This is a genomic window from Azospirillum melinis, assembly GCF_013340935.1.
Taxonomy (GTDB): Bacteria; Pseudomonadota; Alphaproteobacteria; order Azospirillales; family Azospirillaceae; genus Azospirillum; species Azospirillum melinis.
In genome coordinates, this window is sequence record NZ_WHOS01000010.1 from 90,318 (window position 1) to 107,387 (window position 17,070).

At 70.0% G+C, this 17,070-nt stretch carries 13 protein-coding genes; 4 read left to right on the forward strand and 9 right to left on the reverse strand.

What is annotated here, in order from left to right; all coding sequences use genetic code 11:
- The first annotated feature begins 51 nt into the window (after nucleotides 1-51).
- Together cimA and GBZ48_RS10045 are read left to right on the forward strand one after the other, a co-directional pair.
- The gene (cimA, locus tag GBZ48_RS10040; RefSeq protein WP_174470908.1) at nucleotides 52-1,653 is read left to right on the forward strand and encodes a citramalate synthase; all 1,602 of its coding nucleotides are present in this window, start codon (nucleotides 52-54) and stop codon (nucleotides 1,651-1,653) included.
- Nucleotides 1,654-1,803: 150 nt separating this feature from the next.
- Nucleotides 1,804-2,271, forward strand: a complete 468-nt coding sequence (locus GBZ48_RS10045; protein WP_174470909.1) for a preQ0 transporter — start codon at nucleotides 1,804-1,806, stop codon at nucleotides 2,269-2,271.
- A gap of 91 nt (nucleotides 2,272-2,362) precedes the next feature.
- Here GBZ48_RS10045 and GBZ48_RS10050 read toward each other — a convergent pair whose 3' ends face one another.
- The 6 genes from GBZ48_RS10050 to GBZ48_RS10075 form a co-directional block, all read right to left on the reverse strand.
- Nucleotides 2,363-3,037 carry a ChrR family anti-sigma-E factor gene (locus GBZ48_RS10050; protein WP_174470910.1) on the reverse strand — a complete coding sequence of 225 codons (675 nt, stop codon included), beginning with the start codon at nucleotides 3,035-3,037 and terminating at the stop codon, nucleotides 2,363-2,365.
- A 10-nt stretch (nucleotides 3,038-3,047) separates the two neighbouring features.
- Complete coding sequence (locus GBZ48_RS10055; RefSeq protein ID WP_174470911.1) at nucleotides 3,048-3,623, reverse strand: sigma-70 family RNA polymerase sigma factor; 576 nt, start codon at nucleotides 3,621-3,623, stop codon at nucleotides 3,048-3,050.
- A 250-nt stretch (nucleotides 3,624-3,873) separates the two neighbouring features.
- A complete protein-coding gene (locus GBZ48_RS10060) occupies nucleotides 3,874-5,874 on the reverse strand; it encodes a molybdopterin biosynthesis protein (RefSeq protein ID WP_174470912.1) in 2,001 nt (666 codons plus the stop codon).
- A 24-nt stretch (nucleotides 5,875-5,898) separates the two neighbouring features.
- Nucleotides 5,899-7,071, reverse strand: a complete 1,173-nt coding sequence (locus GBZ48_RS10065) for a molybdopterin-binding protein (RefSeq protein WP_343049516.1) — start codon at nucleotides 7,069-7,071, stop codon at nucleotides 5,899-5,901.
- Entirely contained in the window at nucleotides 7,068-7,985 is a 918-nt protein-coding gene (locus GBZ48_RS10070; RefSeq protein ID WP_174470913.1) for a diguanylate cyclase, read from the reverse strand. The genes GBZ48_RS10065 and GBZ48_RS10070 overlap by 4 nt, the downstream gene beginning before the upstream one ends.
- Nucleotides 7,986-7,993: 8 nt before the next feature.
- A complete protein-coding gene (locus tag GBZ48_RS10075) occupies nucleotides 7,994-11,821 on the reverse strand; it encodes a response regulator (protein ID WP_174470914.1) in 3,828 nt (1,275 codons plus the stop codon).
- Nucleotides 11,822-12,110: 289 nt separating this feature from the next.
- Here GBZ48_RS10075 and GBZ48_RS10080 point away from each other — a divergent pair, with 289 nt between their 5' ends.
- Nucleotides 12,111-13,514 (forward strand): PQQ-dependent sugar dehydrogenase, encoded by a 1,404-nt coding sequence (locus GBZ48_RS10080; RefSeq protein ID WP_174470915.1) that lies wholly within the window; start codon nucleotides 12,111-12,113, stop codon nucleotides 13,512-13,514.
- Nucleotides 13,515-13,518: 4 nt separating this feature from the next.
- On the opposite strand, the gene cowN is transcribed toward GBZ48_RS10080, so the two are convergent.
- Entirely contained in the window at nucleotides 13,519-13,815 is a 297-nt protein-coding gene (gene cowN, locus GBZ48_RS10085) for a N(2)-fixation sustaining protein CowN (protein WP_174470916.1), read from the reverse strand.
- A 235-nt stretch (nucleotides 13,816-14,050) separates the two neighbouring features.
- Here cowN and GBZ48_RS10090 point away from each other — a divergent pair, with 235 nt between their 5' ends.
- Nucleotides 14,051-15,535: a tetratricopeptide repeat protein gene (locus tag GBZ48_RS10090; protein WP_174470917.1), complete on the forward strand. Its 1,485-nt coding sequence runs from the start codon at nucleotides 14,051-14,053 to the stop codon at nucleotides 15,533-15,535.
- Here the strand turns inward: GBZ48_RS10090 and GBZ48_RS10095 are convergent.
- Complete coding sequence (locus tag GBZ48_RS10095; RefSeq protein ID WP_174470918.1) at nucleotides 15,524-16,255, reverse strand: LytTR family DNA-binding domain-containing protein; 732 nt, start codon at nucleotides 16,253-16,255, stop codon at nucleotides 15,524-15,526. The two genes, GBZ48_RS10090 and GBZ48_RS10095, sit on opposite strands and share 12 nt — an antisense overlap.
- A 28-nt stretch (nucleotides 16,256-16,283) precedes the next feature.
- On the reverse strand, nucleotides 16,284-17,060 hold the full coding sequence (locus GBZ48_RS10100) for an RNA methyltransferase (RefSeq protein WP_109047974.1): 777 nt from the start codon (nucleotides 17,058-17,060) through the stop codon (nucleotides 16,284-16,286).
- Nucleotides 17,061-17,070 lie beyond the last annotated feature (10 nt).

The window sequence follows — 17,070 nt, forward strand, 5'->3', positions numbered from 1 at the left end:
GCACTGCCGGCCCCTTTGTCTTAACAGGGCATCTTCACAGGTCAGGCGGCGATGACGGGCGAGCGCATCTATCTGTACGACACCACGCTCCGCGATGGGGCGCAGACCCAGGATGTCGATTTCTCGGTCGCCGACAAGATCGCGATTGCCAAGGATCTCGACCGGCTGGGCATCGACTATGTCGAGGGCGGCTGGCCGGGCGCCAACCCGACCGACGACCAGTTCTTCGCCGAGGCGCCGGAGCTGACGCGCGCCACCTTCACCGCCTTCGGCATGACCCGCCGCCCCGGCCGCAGCGCCGCCAACGACCCGCAGCTGACGGCGCTGGCCCAGTCGCGCGCCAAAGCGGTCTGCATGGTCGGCAAGAGCTGGGACTTCCATGTCGACGTCGCGCTGAACATCCCGCGCGAGGAAAACCTCGACCTCATCCGCGACAGCATCGCAGCCCTGCACGCCGCCAAGGGCGAGGCGCTGTTCGACGCGGAGCATTTCTTCGACGGCTACAAGCGCAACCCGGCCTATGCCGTGTCCTGCATCAGGGCGGCCTTCGAGGCCGGCGCGCGCTGGATCGTGCTGTGCGACACCAATGGCGGCACGCTGCCGCACGAGGTCGACGCCATCGTCCGCGAGGTGGTGGAGACGCATGGCATCCCCGGCGACCGGCTCGGTATCCATTGCCACAACGACACCGAGAACGCGGTCGCCAACTCGCTGGCGGCGGTGCGGGCCGGCGCGCGGATGATCCAGGGCACCATCAACGGGCTGGGCGAGCGCTGCGGCAACGCCAACCTCGTCTCGCTGATCCCGACGCTGATGCTGAAGATGGGCTACGAGACCGGCATCCGGCGCGAGGATCTGCCGCTGCTGACCCAGCTGAGCCGCGCCTTCGACGACCGGCTGAACCGCGCGCCCAACCGCCACGCCCCTTATGTCGGCGCCAGCGCCTTCGCCCACAAGGGCGGGCTGCATGTCTCGGCGGTGGAGAAGGATCCGTCCTCCTACGAGCATGTGGCGCCCGAGGCCATCGGCAACCGCCGCCAGATCGTCATGTCGGATCAGGCCGGCCGCTCCAACCTGATCGTGCGGTTGCGCGACATCGGCATGGCGGTGGATGCGAAGGACGACCGCCTTGCCGGCCTGCTCGACCTGGTGAAGCAGCGCGACAGCGACGGCTACGCCTACGACACGGCGGAGGCCAGCTTCGAGCTGCTGGTCCGGCGCGAGCTGGGCGAGGTGCCGCGCTTCTTCGAACTGCTGCGCTTCCACGTCACCGACGAGCGCCGCTACAACGCGGTCGGCAAGCTTGTGGTGGAGTCGGAAGCGGTTGTGCGCGTGCGGGTCGGCGATGCCGTGCGGATGGAGGTTGCCGACGGCAACGGTCCGGTGCATGCGCTGGACGTCGCCATGCGCAAGGCGCTGGAGCCCGCCTATCCGGCGCTCGCCAGGGTCAGCCTGTCCGACTACCGGGTGCGAATCCTGGCCGCCAAGGAGGGCACCGGCGCCATGCCGCGCGTCCTGATCCGCAGCGCCCGCACCGACGGCAGCGAATGGTCGACGCTGGGCGTGTCCACCAACATCATCGAAGCCTCGATGGAGGCGCTGGTGGACAGCTACACCTACGCCCTGATGAAGGACGACGCGAAGCCGGTGTAAGGACCGGCGGTGCAAGGGCCACGCGGCACCTTCCCAGCATGGCGATGTTCTGTTAGCTAGAGCGGTTTCGGGGCGCTCGCATTCACGCGGGGCCGGCTCCGGTCATCAGCGCCCGTATTGCCGCGGGTCCGCTCTCGGAGGATCATCGCCATGCTCTGGCTCGCCGCCTATATCGGCAGCATTCTTGCCATCAACTTCGCCTTCAGCCTGTTTCCGCACCTGGATCTGGTCTGGTCCTGCTGGGCCGGCCTGATCTTCATCCTGCGCGACATGGTGCAGGTGCGCTTCGGTCACTGGGCGCTCGCCGCCATGCTGACCGGCACCGTGCTGTCCTATCTTCTGACCGACCCCTTCGTCGCCACCGCCAGCGTCGTCGCCTTCGCCGTGTCGGAGTTGATCGACTGGGCGGTCTTCACCGTCACCCGCCGCCCGCTGCGCGACCGGCTGTGGATCAGCGCCGCCCTGTCGGTGCCGGTCGACACCGCCATCTTCTTCGGCATGCTCGACGTCTGGGACCCCGCTGTCTGGGCTGCCAGCTTCGCGTCGAAGCTGCTGGGCGTCTCGGTGGTCTGGCTGCTGATGCGCGCCCGCGACGGGCGTGTGCCGGTCGCCGCATAAGGCTGCGCGGCGTAAGGCTGTCTCGAATGCCCTCTCCCAACCCTTGCCAAACGGGAAAGGGTTAGGGAGAAGGCTTTGCAGCCCGCATTCCTCAAAACCGCTTCACGAACCGGTTGAACAGCCGCCCCAGCGGTCCGGTCATCCGCAGCCCGCCGATGGTGGTGGCGAGGCACAGGCAACCTTCCGGGTCCGACACCGGGCGGTGGATCAGCGACGGGTCGCCGACGGCGATGTCGCCGGGCAGGAAGGCACCGAACTCGTCGGAGAAGCCACCCTCCAGCACCACGGTCAGTTCGATGCCGCCATGGGTGTGCATCGGCACGCCGACGCCGCCCTTCATGCGGATCAGCTTGGTGGTCCCATCCGGGCCGGACAGCAGCTCCATGCTGCGCATGCCCGGCTGCAGGAACCGCCAGCCGCCCTCCCCCAGCCGTCCCTCGCGGTCGAGCCGTCCGCGCAGGTAGCTGCGCAGGGGTTCCGGATAATGCGACTGCTGCGCCGACGGCTTGACGGCCGGGCGGCATGGCGCCGGCCGCTCATGGTCCAGGCGGGCCATCATCGCTTCCAGGCAGCCGTCGGACAGAGGTTCCGGTTCCAGATCGTCCAGCAGGGCGCCGCCGACCGCCTCCATCTCCGCCACGGCGTGGCGGCAGGCGGGACAGAAGGCCATGTGGGTGGCGACGGCCAGCGACGCGCCCTCGCACAGGGCGCCGCCGGCATAGTCGATCAGCAGGGTGTCGCCGGGGTGGTGGCTCGGCCGGTTCATCGGAAATGCCTCATCCGACATCCTTCAGCGACCGGCGCAGGCGTTCCATCGCCAGACGCAGGCGCGATTTGACGGTGCCGAGCGGGATGCCGTGCTCCGCGGAAATGACGCTGTGCGGCTTGTCCTCGAAATAAGCCATGCGCAGAAGCTCAGCCTGTTCCGGCGGCAAATCCTTCAGCGCGGCGCGCAGGCGCCCACTGCTCTCCTTCGCCTCGATCCGGCGGTCGGCGGCCTCATCGGGTTCGGGCACCAGGGCGGGATCGTCGGGGTCGATCTCCGGCCGCTGTTCGCGCCGCAACACATCGATTCGCTTGTTGCGGGCGATGGTGAACACCCAAGTGCCGGCCGAGGCATGGATCGGATCGTAGGTTTCGGCACGACGCCAGACCAACAGCATGACCTCCTGAACAAGCTCTTCCGCCGCGCCGGAATCGCATCCCAACCGGCGCAGATAGGTTTTCAGCCGTGGCGCAAAGTGGCCGAACAGAACCCCGAATGCTTGGCGGTCCTGCTCGCGCCCGACGGCGACGAGCAGGTCTTCCAGGCTGGGGGCCATGTCGGCCGCGGGGGTGTGCTGGTCCTGCATGGTCCCATTCAAGGGGAACATCGGCGTCCGCACAAGCCGGGGATGGCACCCATTCCCGGAATTCGCGGCAGCCGCCCCGTTTTCAAGACCTCTGCGTCAATCCTGCATCCCGCGGGCTTTCACGCCGGGCTGTATGTCGCATCGTGACCTTCGGTACGCAACCGTCCGGCCGCTGGATCACGAAAAAACCCGGCCTGCGGCATTTTGTTCGGTTTAGCCGGATGATTGGGCCAAACCTTATCTCCAGACCCTATCTGATGAACCCCATGGCGCGCAGGGCGTCGGCAACCTCCAGCATCTCCAGCGCCTCGACGAAGCGGCGGACGGCCGGGCGGTCGCGACGGGCGGCGGGGATGATGAAATCGTAATGCTCCTCCTGCAGCGGCAGGAAGCCCAGCCCATAGAGGTTCGCCGCGGTTTCGATGGCGACGCCCCAGTCGGCACGGTTCTGCTCCACCGCGACGGCGACGGCGTTGTGCGATTTGGCCTGCGTCCAGTAGCCGGTCGGCCGCGCCGGCCCCAGCAGCCGGTCGGTCAAGATGCGGGTGCCGCTGCCGGCATTGCGGTTGATCAGGATGCAGTCGGCCAGACCGGCGACCGCGGCCACCGCCTCCTGCGCCGTCCGCCCCTCGAACCGCGGATCGCCGCGGCGGAAGACGATGCCCTGCATGCGGCGGTAGCCGGTGACAAGGTCGAGACCCGGTGCCAGGAACGGCCTGTTGTAGGCGCCGGTGGCGGGGTCCATCAGATGGACGGGGGCGATATCGCACTCCCCGCGCCGCGCCGCCGCCAGCCCGCCCATCGAGCCGACATTCAGCGCCTTGACCGTCATCCCCCCACCGATCAGGCGGCCGAGCACGGCGTTCAGGCCAATGCACTGGCTGCCAACCACGATCAGGTCGGCGGGAGTCAGCGAACGGCCGAGCAGTTGGACCGACATCTTTGTGCCGGCCTCCACCGCTTCGGCCTGGGCGTCGATGGCGAGGAAGCCGTCGGCATGGCTGAAGGCGGTGACCGCCCCCGACCCCTTCGACAGCGGATAAGCCGCCAGCTCGTCCCCACCTGCGCCCCCATTGGCGCCCCCACCGGCGATATGGACCAGCGAGACCATGACATATTCGGTGCGCCCACGCTCCGACCCCAGCCGCACCGGCAGGGTGGCCGGCACCTCCTCCGCCAGTGTCGGCGGCTGGCCGGCCAGGGCACGGATCACCGGGGCGATGAAGCTGTGGAAGGTGAACATGGCCGAGGTCGGAAAGCCCGGCAGGATCACCACCGGCTTGCCGCCTGTCACCGCGAGGCACAGCGGCTTGCCCGGCTTCAGCGCGACGCCATGGGCGACGATGCCGGGGTCCGACAGCTGCGCCACGATGCGGTGGGAACGGTCGCCTGCCCCCTTCGACGTGCCGCCCGACAGCAGCAACGCGTCGCACTCCAGCCCCCGGGCGACCAGCCTTTCCAGCGCCTCGTCCTCGTCCGGGGCGATGCCCAGCGGCACCGGCTCCCCGCCCAGTTCGGCGACGGCCGCGGCCAGAATGGCGCCGTTGCTGTCATAGACCGCTCCGGTGCGGATCGGCTGGCCCGGCGCCACGATCTCGTCGCCGGTCGACAGGATGGCGACGCGCGGCCGGCGCACCACCGCGACCTCGCCGAGCCCGATGGCGGCGAGCACGCCGATCTCACGGGAGGTCAGCAACTGGCCCTTGCGCAGAACCACTTCGCCCCGGCCGATGTCGGAGCCGGCGGCGGCGACGAAGGCGCCGGGGGTGGCCGGGCGGGTCAGGGTGACGAACAGGCCGTCGGGCCGCTCCACCGCCTCGGTCGTCTCCACCATCACCACGGCGTCGGCGCCGCGGGGCAGCATGCCGCCGGTGGCGATCACCGTCGCGGTGCCGGGCTCCACCGTCAGTTCGGGGGCATGGCCGGCGGCCAGCACCTCGTCGTTCAGGCGCAGGGCGACCGGGCGGTCCTCGGCAGCACCCACCGTGTCGGCGGCGCGCACCGCGAAGCCGTCGACCACCGAGCGGTCGAAACCGGGGACATCCACATCGGCCGTCACATCGGCGGACAGCACGCGCCCCAGGGCGGCCGACAGCGGCACCCGCTCCTCCCCCCGTGGCGACAGGTCGAGATGACGGTGGAAGCGGGCGCGCGCCTCCTCACCGCTGACCACCTCCAGGAACTGGTCCTGGCGGGCGGCCTGGGCGACGAAACGGCGGATGTCCTCGCGGCTGCGGTCGGAACTGTGCACGCGGCAAACCCTTGCAGGATAAGATCAGTCGAACCTGTACATGGTGACGGGAACGCCGTCCGGCACGCCTTCGCTGTCCGCGCCGATCAGGACGAAACCGTCGGCCCGCGCCGCCGCCGCCAGTCCCGGCCAGCCGGGCGAGGCCACCGGCTCGATCCTGCCGTCCCTGTCCAGCCGGACCCGGTGCAGGTCGAGGCAACCGATTTCCGACACCAGCTTGCGCGCCGTCACCGCCCGGACCGTCGCATGGGGCAGATCGGCCGGCAAGCCGGCGGCGCGCCGCACCGCGCGGCCGGCCAGCAGTTCGTAAGCCGCCAGCGCCGCCATCGGCTCCCCCGGCAGCAGCAGCACGGGCACGGCGCCGGCGACGCCCAGCCCAGCGCTGCCGCCCGGCCGCATGGCGATGCCGTGCAGGTCGATGCTGCCGGCGCAGGCCAGGGCGGGCGCCGCCACATCGTCGGGGCCGGTGCCGGTTCGGCCGGCCGACAGGATCAGGTCGGCGCCCGGCCGGGCGAAGGCTTCAGCCAGGGCGTCCGGATCGGCCGCCACGACCTCGACCGCCTCGCCCCCCCCGCCGTCGCGCCCGACCAGCGCCGCCAGCATGGCCGCGACCTGCTCCGGCGCGCCGGCCTTGGGACCGCCGGCAATCAGAATCCGCACCCGCGGCGCCGGCAGGACCGATACGGTGTCATGCCCCGCGGCGGCGAGCAGGCCGAGATCGCCGGGGCGCAGGCGCCGCCCGGCCGGCAGCAGCGCGTTTCCGGCGGCGGTCCAGGCGCCCTGCCGCTCCACCCCGCTGCCGGGCGCCACCGCGTCGATGGCCTCGATGAAGGGACCGACGGCCTGCGCCGCCTCATAGGGGATCACCGCGTCGCAGCCTGCCGGAAGAGGATCGCCTGCGCTCACCGCAACCGCTGCTGTCAAGGGCACCGGGTTGTAGGAGCCGGCGCCGAGCGTGTCGGCCGCCGCGACGGCATAGCCGTTCACCGCCGCACGGTCGGCCGGGGGCCAGTCTCCCTGCGCAGCGACGGCGTCGGCCAGCCGCAGCCCGCCGCAGTCCGACACGGGCAGGACCCTTGCGGCAGGCGCAGCAACCCGGCGGTCGATCCAGTCCCAGCCATCGGCCAGCGGCGCACGGCGCGGGAAACCGCGGCCGCGGACATCGTAAAAGGATGTGTTAGGCAGCGGCGCCGTCACAACGCCGGCACCGTGGCGTCCTGCACGCGGTTGCGGCCGGTGCGCTTGGCGCGGTAGAGCAGCTGGTCGGCCATCTCCGCCAACTGTTCGGGGCTGCCGTCGGCCGACGGGATCACGGTGGCGACCCCCAGGCTGATTGTGACATGGGGGATGACCGGCGACTGCGCATGCGGGATGCGGCATTCGGCGACGCCGGTCCGGAAACCTTCCGCCACGCGGACGGCGCCGGGACCGTCGGTCTCCGGCAACAGGCAGACGAATTCCTCGCCGCCATAGCGGGCGACGAGGTCGCTCGGGCGCTTTGCCCGGTCCGACAGCAATTCGGCCACCACGCGCAGGCATTCGTCGCCGGCCTGATGGCCATAATGGTCGTTGTAGGCCTTGAAATGATCGACATCGAGGATGATGAGCGACAGCGGCAGGTTCGACCGGGCACAGCGCCGCCATTCGCGCGCCATCGTATCGTCGAAGCGGCGGCGGTTGGCGATGCCGGTCAGCCCGTCAAGGAAGGAAAGGCTGCGCAACAGGTCGGTCTGCCGTTTCAGCAGCAGATGGTTGCGCACCCGCGCCTTCACGATGGGCGGGCTGATCGGCTTGGTGATGAAATCGATGGCCCCCACCTCAAGCCCGCGGGTCTCGTCCTCCACCTCGCTCTTGGCGGAGATGAAGATGACGGGGATGTCGTGGATGGCGGGATCGGCCTTGATGCGCCGGCACACCTCAAACCCGTCCATCCCCGGCATCATGATGTCCAGCAGGACGAGATCCGGCATCCGCGCCTGGACCAGATCCAACGCCTTCTCGCCGTCGGTGGCGAAATAGATGTCGTAATCATCCTTCAGGATGCGGCTCAGCACATGGACGTTGGACGGAATATCGTCCACCACCAGGATTTTCGGGCGGAGGTCGGCCATGGGCGCGTTCAGACCGTCGCTAACGGGAGGCCGAGGTCTCGCGCGATCCGCCGCACGATCCCAAGCGCCTTGGTGAAGTCCAGACCGTCGATGGCGGTGGAAAGCCCCTTCATCGTCGAAGGCTCGACCCAGTCCGTCAGCAACGGCGCCAGCATAGCGAACTCCTCCGCCGCTGCGAAGTTACTCTCTTGCAACAAAGTTGCGAATTGGGGCAGGCGGTTCCCCAGCTGCGCGCGGCTCTCCGCCGACCGGCCTGGCATTGCCGGCCCTTCTGCCGGCCCCGTCTTTCCGCCGGGCGCCACACGCAGCCGCTGCGCGCTTTCCAGCACGAGCGCCAGTTCGCTGCGCAGCACCGGCACCTGGGCCGCAGCCGCAATGGCATCGTCTCTGTAGGCGGCGATCTGCAACGCGTCGGCGGCGACAGACAGGCGGCGCGCACCGAGGTTGCCGGCGACGCTTTTCAGTTCATGCGCGATGGACTTGGCGGTGGCCAGATCGTTGCCGTTCACCGCCGCGGCGATCCGTTCGGCGATGTTGCCATAGCCATCGGCGAACTGGCCGATGAAGCGGCGGAACAGGTCGGTGTCCCCGCCCAGCCGGTTGAGCGCATCGGCAAGGTCGATGCCCGGCAATCCATCGGGCAAATCGGCCAGCGGTCCGGCGGGACGGCCAACCGGCATCGGCGGAGCCGGGAGGCGCGTCAGCATGGCGTCGCCGTGCAGCGGGACGGGGCCGGCATCGCAGGGCGCGCAGGGCCGCACCGCCACCAGCGGCGGCCCGATCCAGCGGGCCAGCGTGGCGAACAGCTGCGGCAGGTCGAGCGGCTTCGGAACATGGGCGTCCATTCCGTTGTCGAGGCAGCGTTGCCGGTCTTCCGGCAAGGCGCTCGCCGTCATGGCGATGATCGGCATCTGCTGCCCGCCCGGCAGCGCGCGGATCGCGGCGGTCGCGGCGAAGCCGTCCATATCCGGCATATGCACGTCCAGCAGCACGGCGTCGAACGGCTGGCCGGCCGCGCGCACGCACTCCAACGCCTCCCGCCCCGTCGATGCCGTGGTGACCGACGCGCCGGCGCGCTCCAGGATCTCGAACGCCACCTGCCGGCTGATGTCGTTGTCGTCGGCCAGCAGCAGCCGGCGGCCATGCAGCGCCCGGCTGGCGTCCCAGGGCGGCCCGCTCAGCCCGCTGCCGCCGGACGGCGCCGGAACCGGAGATGCCAGGAGGGGCGCGCCATGCCCGGTTTGGGCATAGGCGACGGTCACGGCGTCGAGCAGGGTAGAGGCGGTGACCGGCTTCACCAGGAATCCGGAAATCCCAGCCTCCTCGAAGCGGGCGCCCAGCCGCTCGCGGCCATAGCCGCTGATGACGATGATCATCGGGGTGCCGGCATGGACATCGGCGCGGATACGGCGCGCCGCCTCGATGCCGTCCATCCCCGGCATCTTCCAGTCCATCAGCACCATGTCATAGGCATGCCCTGCCGCGGCGGCACGTTCCAGTTCGGCGATGGCGCTCTGGCCGTCGCAACAGGCGGTGACGGTCCAGCCGAAGGCGGTGGCGATGGCGCCCAGCACCTCGCGCGCGGTGGGGTTGTCGTCGACCACCAGCACCGTCAGGTCGCGCGGCACCGGGCGCGGGTGGGAGTCGAGCCGACCGGCCGCGGCCCCGCCGGGATGGCGGTCGAACTCCGCCTGGAAGCGGAAGACGCTGCCCTTGCCCGGCACGCTCTCCACATCCATCGCACCCTTCATCAGCCGGACGAGCCGGGCGCAGATCGCCAGCCCCAGCCCGGTGCCGCCGAACCGCCGGGTGGTGGAGCTGTCGCCCTGGCTGAATGCCTGGAAAAGCCGGTCACGCTGTTCCGGCGCGATGCCGATGCCGGTGTCGCGCACGGCGAAATCCAGCACCGCGCGCTCATCGCCCAGCGACCGCACCCCGACCGACACCACGACCTCTCCCGCCTCGGTGAACTTGATGGCGTTGCCGGCGAGGTTGATCAATACCTGCTGGAGCCGCAGCGGATCGCCGATCAAATCCAGCGGCACGTCCGGCGCAACGGAGAACAGGACGTCGATGTCCTTCTCCTGCGCGGCCGATCCGACGATCACCGCCAGCGTCTGCAACAGGTCGTCCAAACGGAAATCGACCCGCTCCAGCTCAAGCTTGCCGGCCTCCACCTTCGAGAAGTCGAGGATGTCGTTCAGGATGCCCAGCAGCGACTGCGCCGACACCCGCACCTTCTGCACGTAATCGGCCTGCCGGCCGTTCAGCGCGGTCTGCTGCAAAAGGTGGATCAGCCCGAGGATTGCGTTCATCGGCGTGCGGATCTCGTGGCTCATGTTGGCCAGGAACTCGCTCTTGGAACGGCTCGCCGCCTCCGCCGCCAGCCGGGCGCGCTGCATCGCCGCCTCCGCCCTCTTGCGCTCGGCGATCTCGTGGAAGACCACCACGGCACCCTCGACCTTGCCTTCGGCCAGCATCGGGGAAGCCGTATATTCTACCAGGAAGGGCTTTCCCGCCTTGCTCCAATAGGTGTCCTCCAGCCCGCGCCGGCTCTCCCCGCTCAGCAGCACCTCGGTCACCGGGCATTCCAGGGCCGGGAAGTGGCTGCCGTCGGCACGGAGGGAATGGATCAGCGCATGCAGGTTGCCGCCTAGCAGCTCCTCGTTGGAATAGCCCGTCAGCGCCGAGGTGGCGGGGTTGGCGAAGGTGATCATCCCGTCGCGGTCGATGCCGCAGATGCTGTCGGACGCCGAATGCAGGATCAGGTTCAAGCGGCGGTTGGCGCTGGCGAATGCCTCGTTGGCGGTTTCCAGCTCGCTCTTCTTGGTGTCCAGCTCGGCATTGGTGTCGGCCAGCATGCGGCGGCCGGCCACCTCGCGCTCCAGGCTGCGCAGCGCGGTATAGGCCAGACCGGCGCAGGCCAGCACCGCCAGCCCGACCAGGATGCTGCCCCGGAGCGTACGCTCCCGCCAGGGAGCCAGTTCCGTCCGCTCCGACAGGGCGACGAAGACGATCAGCGGCAGGGTCGGCACCCGCTGATAGGCAAGGATCCGCTTGCCGCTCCCGCCAGGTCCGTCGATCTGGAACACTTCGGTCGCCGCCTCCGCCGCATGGCGCAGCACCGTGGGCCCTTCCGGCCCGTCCAGCGGCTCGGTCGTGGGGAATCTCAGCACCGGCTTGCCGTCGGTGCGATAGAGTGCGATGGCCGAACCGGCACCGAGTTCGAGCCCCTCGTACAGCATCCGGTAATAGTCGAGCTCGATGTTGGTGTGGATGACGCTCAGCAGAGCGCCGTCCTGCCGCACCGCCCGGCTGACCGTGAAGAACTGCGCGCCGGTCAGCCGCCCGGTGATCCGCTCGCCGATGTGGAAATCCGCGCCGTCACGATGGGCGCGGAAGTAAAGCCGGTCGGCGATGTTGCCGGCCGGCGCCGGGAACTGTCGGCTGGTCAGCACATTGTCGCCGGTCGGGCCATGCACCCACAGCGCCGCGATCTCCGGCAGGCCGTCCACCATGTCGCGGACGGTGATCCAGGCGTCGCGGTTGGTGTCCAGGCCGGGCATGCCGTGATACCGGATCAGATCCTGCACGCGGCCGATGGCAAGGTCGGCGGTCGCAACCGTCCGCCGGACATGCTCCTGCAGCAGGCGGGCGGTGGACTGGGCCTGTTCCCGGCTGTTGCGCAGCGTCTCTTCCCGGTCGGCCCAGACGACATAGCCCCAGAAGCCGGCGCCGAGCAGCGCGATCAGCGCGAAGGCCGCGGCCAGCAGCAGACGGGTGCGCGTGGGGGAAAGCGTGAGTGCCGCAGCGTCGATCGGGTGTCTGTCCATCATTGCAGAGTTGTCGCCGCACCGCCGCCGGCAACCGGCGCCACCCGCCGGTCCTTCCGCCTACATCGGTCGGAGTATGGTCTGGCGCCGGCTGCGTCCGCAAGCAACTTGATGGGCGCAAGGGTGACGTTCGCGACACCCGGCGCTTGCGGGGGACCCCTCCGGTACAGCCCCCCTTGCACCGCCTGTGTTCGTACAACGGCTGGGGCATCGTCCCCATATTCACGTCCGATATTTGTCATGCCGGCCCTGCCCCCTTCGCCCTCGCCTCCGCCGTGAAAGCGCCCGTCCGATGGCCGACCGCCGCCCCCCGCCGCCCAAGCCTTTCCTGCTCGCCACTCTGCTGGCTTTGGCCGCCGGCCCGGCCCTGCTCCAGTCGCTCCTGGTCCAATCGGCCCTGGCGCAATCGGCCCTGACCGGCCCGGTGCGGTCGGATCCGATGCAGACGGTCGGCGCCGAGGTGCATGTACGGATCGAAACCCTGCCGAAGCCCTATGCCACGCCCGCGGTCGCCAACGAGGCGGAACTGGTGCCGCGTCCCGGCGAACAGCCCCTGCGCGCCCCGCGCGGCTTCACCGTCACCCTCTTCCGCGACCATGTGGAGAATGCCCGCAACCTGCTGGTCCTGCCCAACGGCGACGTGCTGGTGGCCCAGCAGCGGCCGGGCACCCTGACCCTGCTGCGCGATGCCGACGGCGACGGCCGGGCGGAGATGGCCCAGGTCTGGGCCGACGGCTTCGACCATCCCTTCGGCCTCGCCTTCCATGACGGGGCGGTGCTGGTCGGCGATCTGGCCGGGGTGTGGCGGCTGCCCTGGACCGCCGGGACGACCCAGGCGGGGGAACGGCAGCGGCTGACACCGGAGGGCGCCTTCGGCAAGCGCGGCGGCCATGCCACGCGCTCCGTCGCGGTGGCGCCGGACGGGCGGCATTTCTATGTCGGCATCGGATCGGAGGGAAACATCGGGGTGGAGCCGGAACCGCGCGCCACCATCCAGGAATTCCGCATCGACGGCAGCGGCCAGCGCACCTACGCCGCCGGCCTGCGCAACGCGGTCGGCCTTGCCTTCAAACCCGGCACCGGCGACCTCTATGCCGTGGTCAACGAGCGCGACGGGCTGGGCGACCAGCTGGTTCCCGATTTCCTGACGGCGGTGAAGCCGGGGGGCTTCTATGGCTGGCCCTATTCCTACATCGGCAACAACCCGCAGCCCGACCTTGCCGGGCGGCGGCCCGATCTGGTGAAGGCAGCGCTGGTGCCGGGGCTGCTGTTCCAGGCCCATTCGGCTCCGATCGGGCTGGTCTTCGGCGATGCCACGCATTTCCCGGAGCGTTACCGCATGGGCGCCTTCGTGTCGCTGCACGGGTCGTGGAACCGCTCGCGTCCGACCGGCTACGCCATCGCCTTCGTGCCCTTCGACACCGCGCCCTTCGACAAGAGCCGGCCGACCGGCACCTACGAGACCTTCGTCACCGGCTTCCGCGTCACCCCGGCCGCAGGGACCGCAACGGGGAGTGCCGCGGAGGGCGACGAGACCCCGAAGGTCTGGGGCCGGCCGAGCGGGCTGGCGGTGACCGCCGACGGCGCTCTGCTGATCGCCGAGGACGCCTCCGGCACGGTCTGGCGCGTCGCCTACGCCGCGGCGGACAAGGAGGCCGAGAGGGAACCGGCAGCCAGGACGGCTCCCAGGCCCTGACGGGTCAGCAGCACTCGTCCTCCAGCTGACGCAGCATCGCCAGCCCGTCCTCGTCGTCATGCTCCTCGAACAGGTCGGCGATGTAATAGATGTTGGCGCACAGCAGGCACAGCCCGTCGGCCTGCCGTTTCAGCGGATCCTCGGCCACCGCCAGCTTGGCGCGGAACCGCTCCCAGAAGGCGTTGGTCTTGGCGGGGTCGTCGATGTGCATGTAAAGGCGGTCGATGATGCGGTGGCTGTTGCCCTCGCAGTCGATCCCCTTGAACGAGACATAGCGGTCGGGCGCGTCGATGCTGTCCACGGAAGCGGGCTCCTCATTCTGGTTGGCAGGGGCCGGTTGGCAGGGATGGGGAAGATTGGCCCGATGCTTCCCCGCCGGCACGCCTGTGATCAAGCGGCCCTGCACCAGCGGCATCCGGCCTGCGCGAATGGCGGGATCGCTGCATGAACGGAACCGTCGCCGAGGCTTGACCACGGTCCGGTCCACGGACCACTCTCGCGCCACGAATGCAACCGGCGGACGATCGGGGCGGGATATGGCGGTTCATGACTTAGCGGCGGCGGCCGGGCTTTTCCGCGAGGGACGCCGGCAGGAGGCCTACGAAGCCTGCATCGCACTTCTCGGCCGGGAGCCGGAGACGGGAGACGCCTGGCAGCTCTCCGCAATCGTCCGCTTCCAGCAGGGGGGCGACGGCGCGGCGGATGCGGTCGCGCGCCAAAGCCGCGCCTGCGCCTGCGACCCGGCCCGCGCCGAATATGCCGCCAACCTCGCCGCCATGATGAAGGCCCGCGGCGACGCCGACGCCGCGATGGTCTGGCTGCGCCGCACAGCCTTGTTGACGCTGGGCGATCCCATGCCCTGGCGCCGACTGACCGCCGCCCGTCAGCAGGCCGGCGACCGGGCGGGCGCCGTCGATGCCCTCCGCGAAGCCGCCGCCCGGCATCCGCTGCGCTCCGACCTCCATACCGACCTCGGCGCGCTGGCCTTGCAGCAGGAGGACGGAGCCACGGCTGTGCGGGCCTTCCGCAACGCCCTCGCCCTCGCTCCGGGCGATGCCGCCGCCCTGCGCAATGCCGGTGTCGCGGCCCTGCGCCATGGCCCGGCGGAGGCGGCGGTGGGCTGGCTGTCCCGGCTGCTGGCGGTCGAGCCGGACCATGAGGACGGCTTCTGCGATCTGGCCCTGGCTCTGCACCACCGGCAGATGGCAAGCGGCGGAGCCCGGTGGCGGCTTCATGACCGGCGGCGCTTCCCACCCGCTCCCGGCGGGCTGCGCGTGTATTACCGGCTGAGCGACCGCGGAAATCCCAAGGAGAAGATCGCCGGCCCCTTCGCCTGTCTGGCCAATTTCCTCGACGTCTTTCGTCCGGCCGCCGACGAGCTGCGGGTGATCGCCGACAATTGCCGGGACGATACGGTGGAGCGGGTAGAGGCGATGCTGGCCCAGGCCGGCTGCCTCCACCCCGGTGTAGTCCAGCGCACGGCGCTGGGCCATCACGGCTCCTTCCTGCATGCCAAGGCGCTGGCTCTGGCCGACCTGTCCGACCGCCAGCATGACCGTGACGCCATCGTCTATTTCCTGGAGGACGACTATCTGCATCTGCCGGGCGCGCGCGCCCTGCTGGCGGAGGGGCTGCAGATCGCCGATTACGTGACGCTGTACGACCATGCCGACAAATACGCCGACCCCGCTGCCACCGGCCTGCATGGGGTGATCGCGGCCGGCGGCGAGGATACCTGCGTGCTGCGCCGGCCGCTCAGCCATTGGAAATTCACCGCCAGCACCACCATGACCTGGGCCTGCCGGCTGTCGACGCTGCGCGAGGACAGCGCCGTCTGGGACCGCTTCCGCATCGAACGGCGGTCCATCGACTATTGCCTGCACTACACGCTGGGAGCGGCCGGCCGCTTCCTGGCCTGCCCGCTGCCGGGCCACGCCACCCATGGCGAAGCGAACTGGGCCTCGCCCGGTCGCGACTGGCCGGCGCTGGCGCGGCAAATGGAGCAGCGGCTACAGCGCTAGGCGTTTCTTCAGCGCCTCGGCCCGGTTGCGGCTGACCGGCACGCGGGGGGCGCCGGGGGCGGCCATGACGAAGGCGGCGCGGCCGTCCTGCCGCTCCACCGCACGGGCATGGCGCAGGTTGACGATGTAGCCGCGATGGGTGCGCACGAAGGACCGGGCGTCGAGCCGCGCCTCCAGTTCCGACAGGGGAAGGCCGCAGAAGAAGGCTCCGTCGGCGGTGTGGACGGTGGTGTAATGGCCGTCGGCCTGGAGATAGACCGCATCGGCCGGATCGAGCAGCACGATCCCCTGCCCCTTCTCCACCGGCAGCTTGACCAGCGGTTCAGGCACCTGCGATGCGGAGAGCTGCGGTGGCGGGGTTTGCGCATCGGCGGCGGTTGGCCGCGCTGCCTCCATCAGCATCAGGGCGGTGACCGCGCTCCCCTCCCCCGCCGCGGTGGCGGGCGCCAGTGCGGTCGCCTTCACCACCAGCACCCGGCCGGGAAGCGCCACCATCATCGAACAGGCCGAGGCCGGGGCGGCGGGATCGGTGGCGGTGGCCATCAGCAGTTCCACCTTGGCGCGGTGGGAGGGCGGGTGCAGGTCGTGCAGATAGGCGCCGACCAGCCCGGCCGCGCGGTCGCCCAGCAGCCGCACTGCCGCCGGATTCAGGGCCAGCACCCGCCGCGCGCTGTCCAGCAGCACCAGCCCGACATCCATGTTCTGCAACGCATAGTCCATGGACGCCCACTATAGCGGTGCTTGCGGCTTAACTCCCGCCTTTCCGCTTGTCGCCCTCGACCAGGGCGGTGACGACGCCGTGGAGGGTACGCACCTCCTGCTCGGTCATCTCCATCCGCTCGAAGGCGTTGCGCAGGGTGCGGATCATCGAGGGGCGTTTCGCCTCGCTGGTGAAGAAGCCGGTGCGGTCCAGCGACGCCTCCAGCCGCTCGAAGAAGTTCACCCGCTCCGCCATCGTCGCCGGGCGGGTCTGGCCGGTGTGCAGGAAGCGGTCGGGCGTGCGGTCGCCGGCCTGGAACCACTCGTAGCCGATCAGCAGCACCGCCTGGGCCAGGTTGAGCGAGGAGAAGGCCGGGTTCAGCGGCACCGTCACCAGCGTCTGGGCAAGGGTCAGGTCGTCGTTGAACAGCCCGGTGCGTTCCGGCCCGAACATCACCCCGACCTTCTGGCCGGCGGCATAGCGCTCCCGCATCTCGCCGGCCGCGACGCGCGGGGTGACGAAGCGCTGGATCATGTCGCGGGTGCGCACCGTGGTGGCGAAGACCGACTCCAGATCGGCGACCGCCTCGGCCGTCGTCTCGAAGATCTTCGCGTTGTCGATGACGAGGTCGGCCCCCGACGCCGCGGCATTCGCCTTCGGGTTCGGCCAGCCGTCCCGCGGCTTGACGAGGCGGAGGTCGGTCAGCCCGCAATTCAGCATCGCACGCGCGCAGGCGCCGATGTTCTCGCCGAGCTGCGGCTGCACCAGGATGACGGCCGGGCCGCCAAGGATCGATTCACGGGTGGGGTTCTGGCCGGAGGTCATGGGAACGATT

Bases quoted from the DNA above. Each gene is read 5' to 3' on its own strand.
- GBZ48_RS10075 (WP_174470914.1), bottom strand. From the start codon at position 11,821: ATGATGGACAGACACCCGATCGACGCTGCGGCACTCACGCTTTCCCCC.
- cimA (WP_174470908.1), top strand. From the start codon at position 52: ATGACGGGCGAGCGCATCTATCTGTACGACACCACGCTCCGCGATGGG.
- GBZ48_RS10070 (WP_174470913.1), bottom strand. From the start codon at position 7,985: ATGGCCGACCTCCGCCCGAAAATCCTGGTGGTGGACGATATTCCGTCC.
- GBZ48_RS10045 (WP_174470909.1), top strand. From the start codon at position 1,804: ATGCTCTGGCTCGCCGCCTATATCGGCAGCATTCTTGCCATCAACTTC.
- GBZ48_RS10050 (WP_174470910.1), bottom strand. From the start codon at position 3,037: ATGAACCGGCCGAGCCACCACCCCGGCGACACCCTGCTGATCGACTAT.
- GBZ48_RS10055 (WP_174470911.1), bottom strand. From the start codon at position 3,623: ATGCAGGACCAGCACACCCCCGCGGCCGACATGGCCCCCAGCCTGGAA.
- GBZ48_RS10095 (WP_174470918.1), bottom strand. From the start codon at position 16,255: ATGGACTATGCGTTGCAGAACATGGATGTCGGGCTGGTGCTGCTGGAC.
- GBZ48_RS10080 (WP_174470915.1), top strand. From the start codon at position 12,111: ATGGCCGACCGCCGCCCCCCGCCGCCCAAGCCTTTCCTGCTCGCCACT.
- GBZ48_RS10090 (WP_174470917.1), top strand. From the start codon at position 14,051: ATGGCGGTTCATGACTTAGCGGCGGCGGCCGGGCTTTTCCGCGAGGGA.
- GBZ48_RS10100 (WP_109047974.1), bottom strand. From the start codon at position 17,060: ATGACCTCCGGCCAGAACCCCACCCGTGAATCGATCCTTGGCGGCCCG.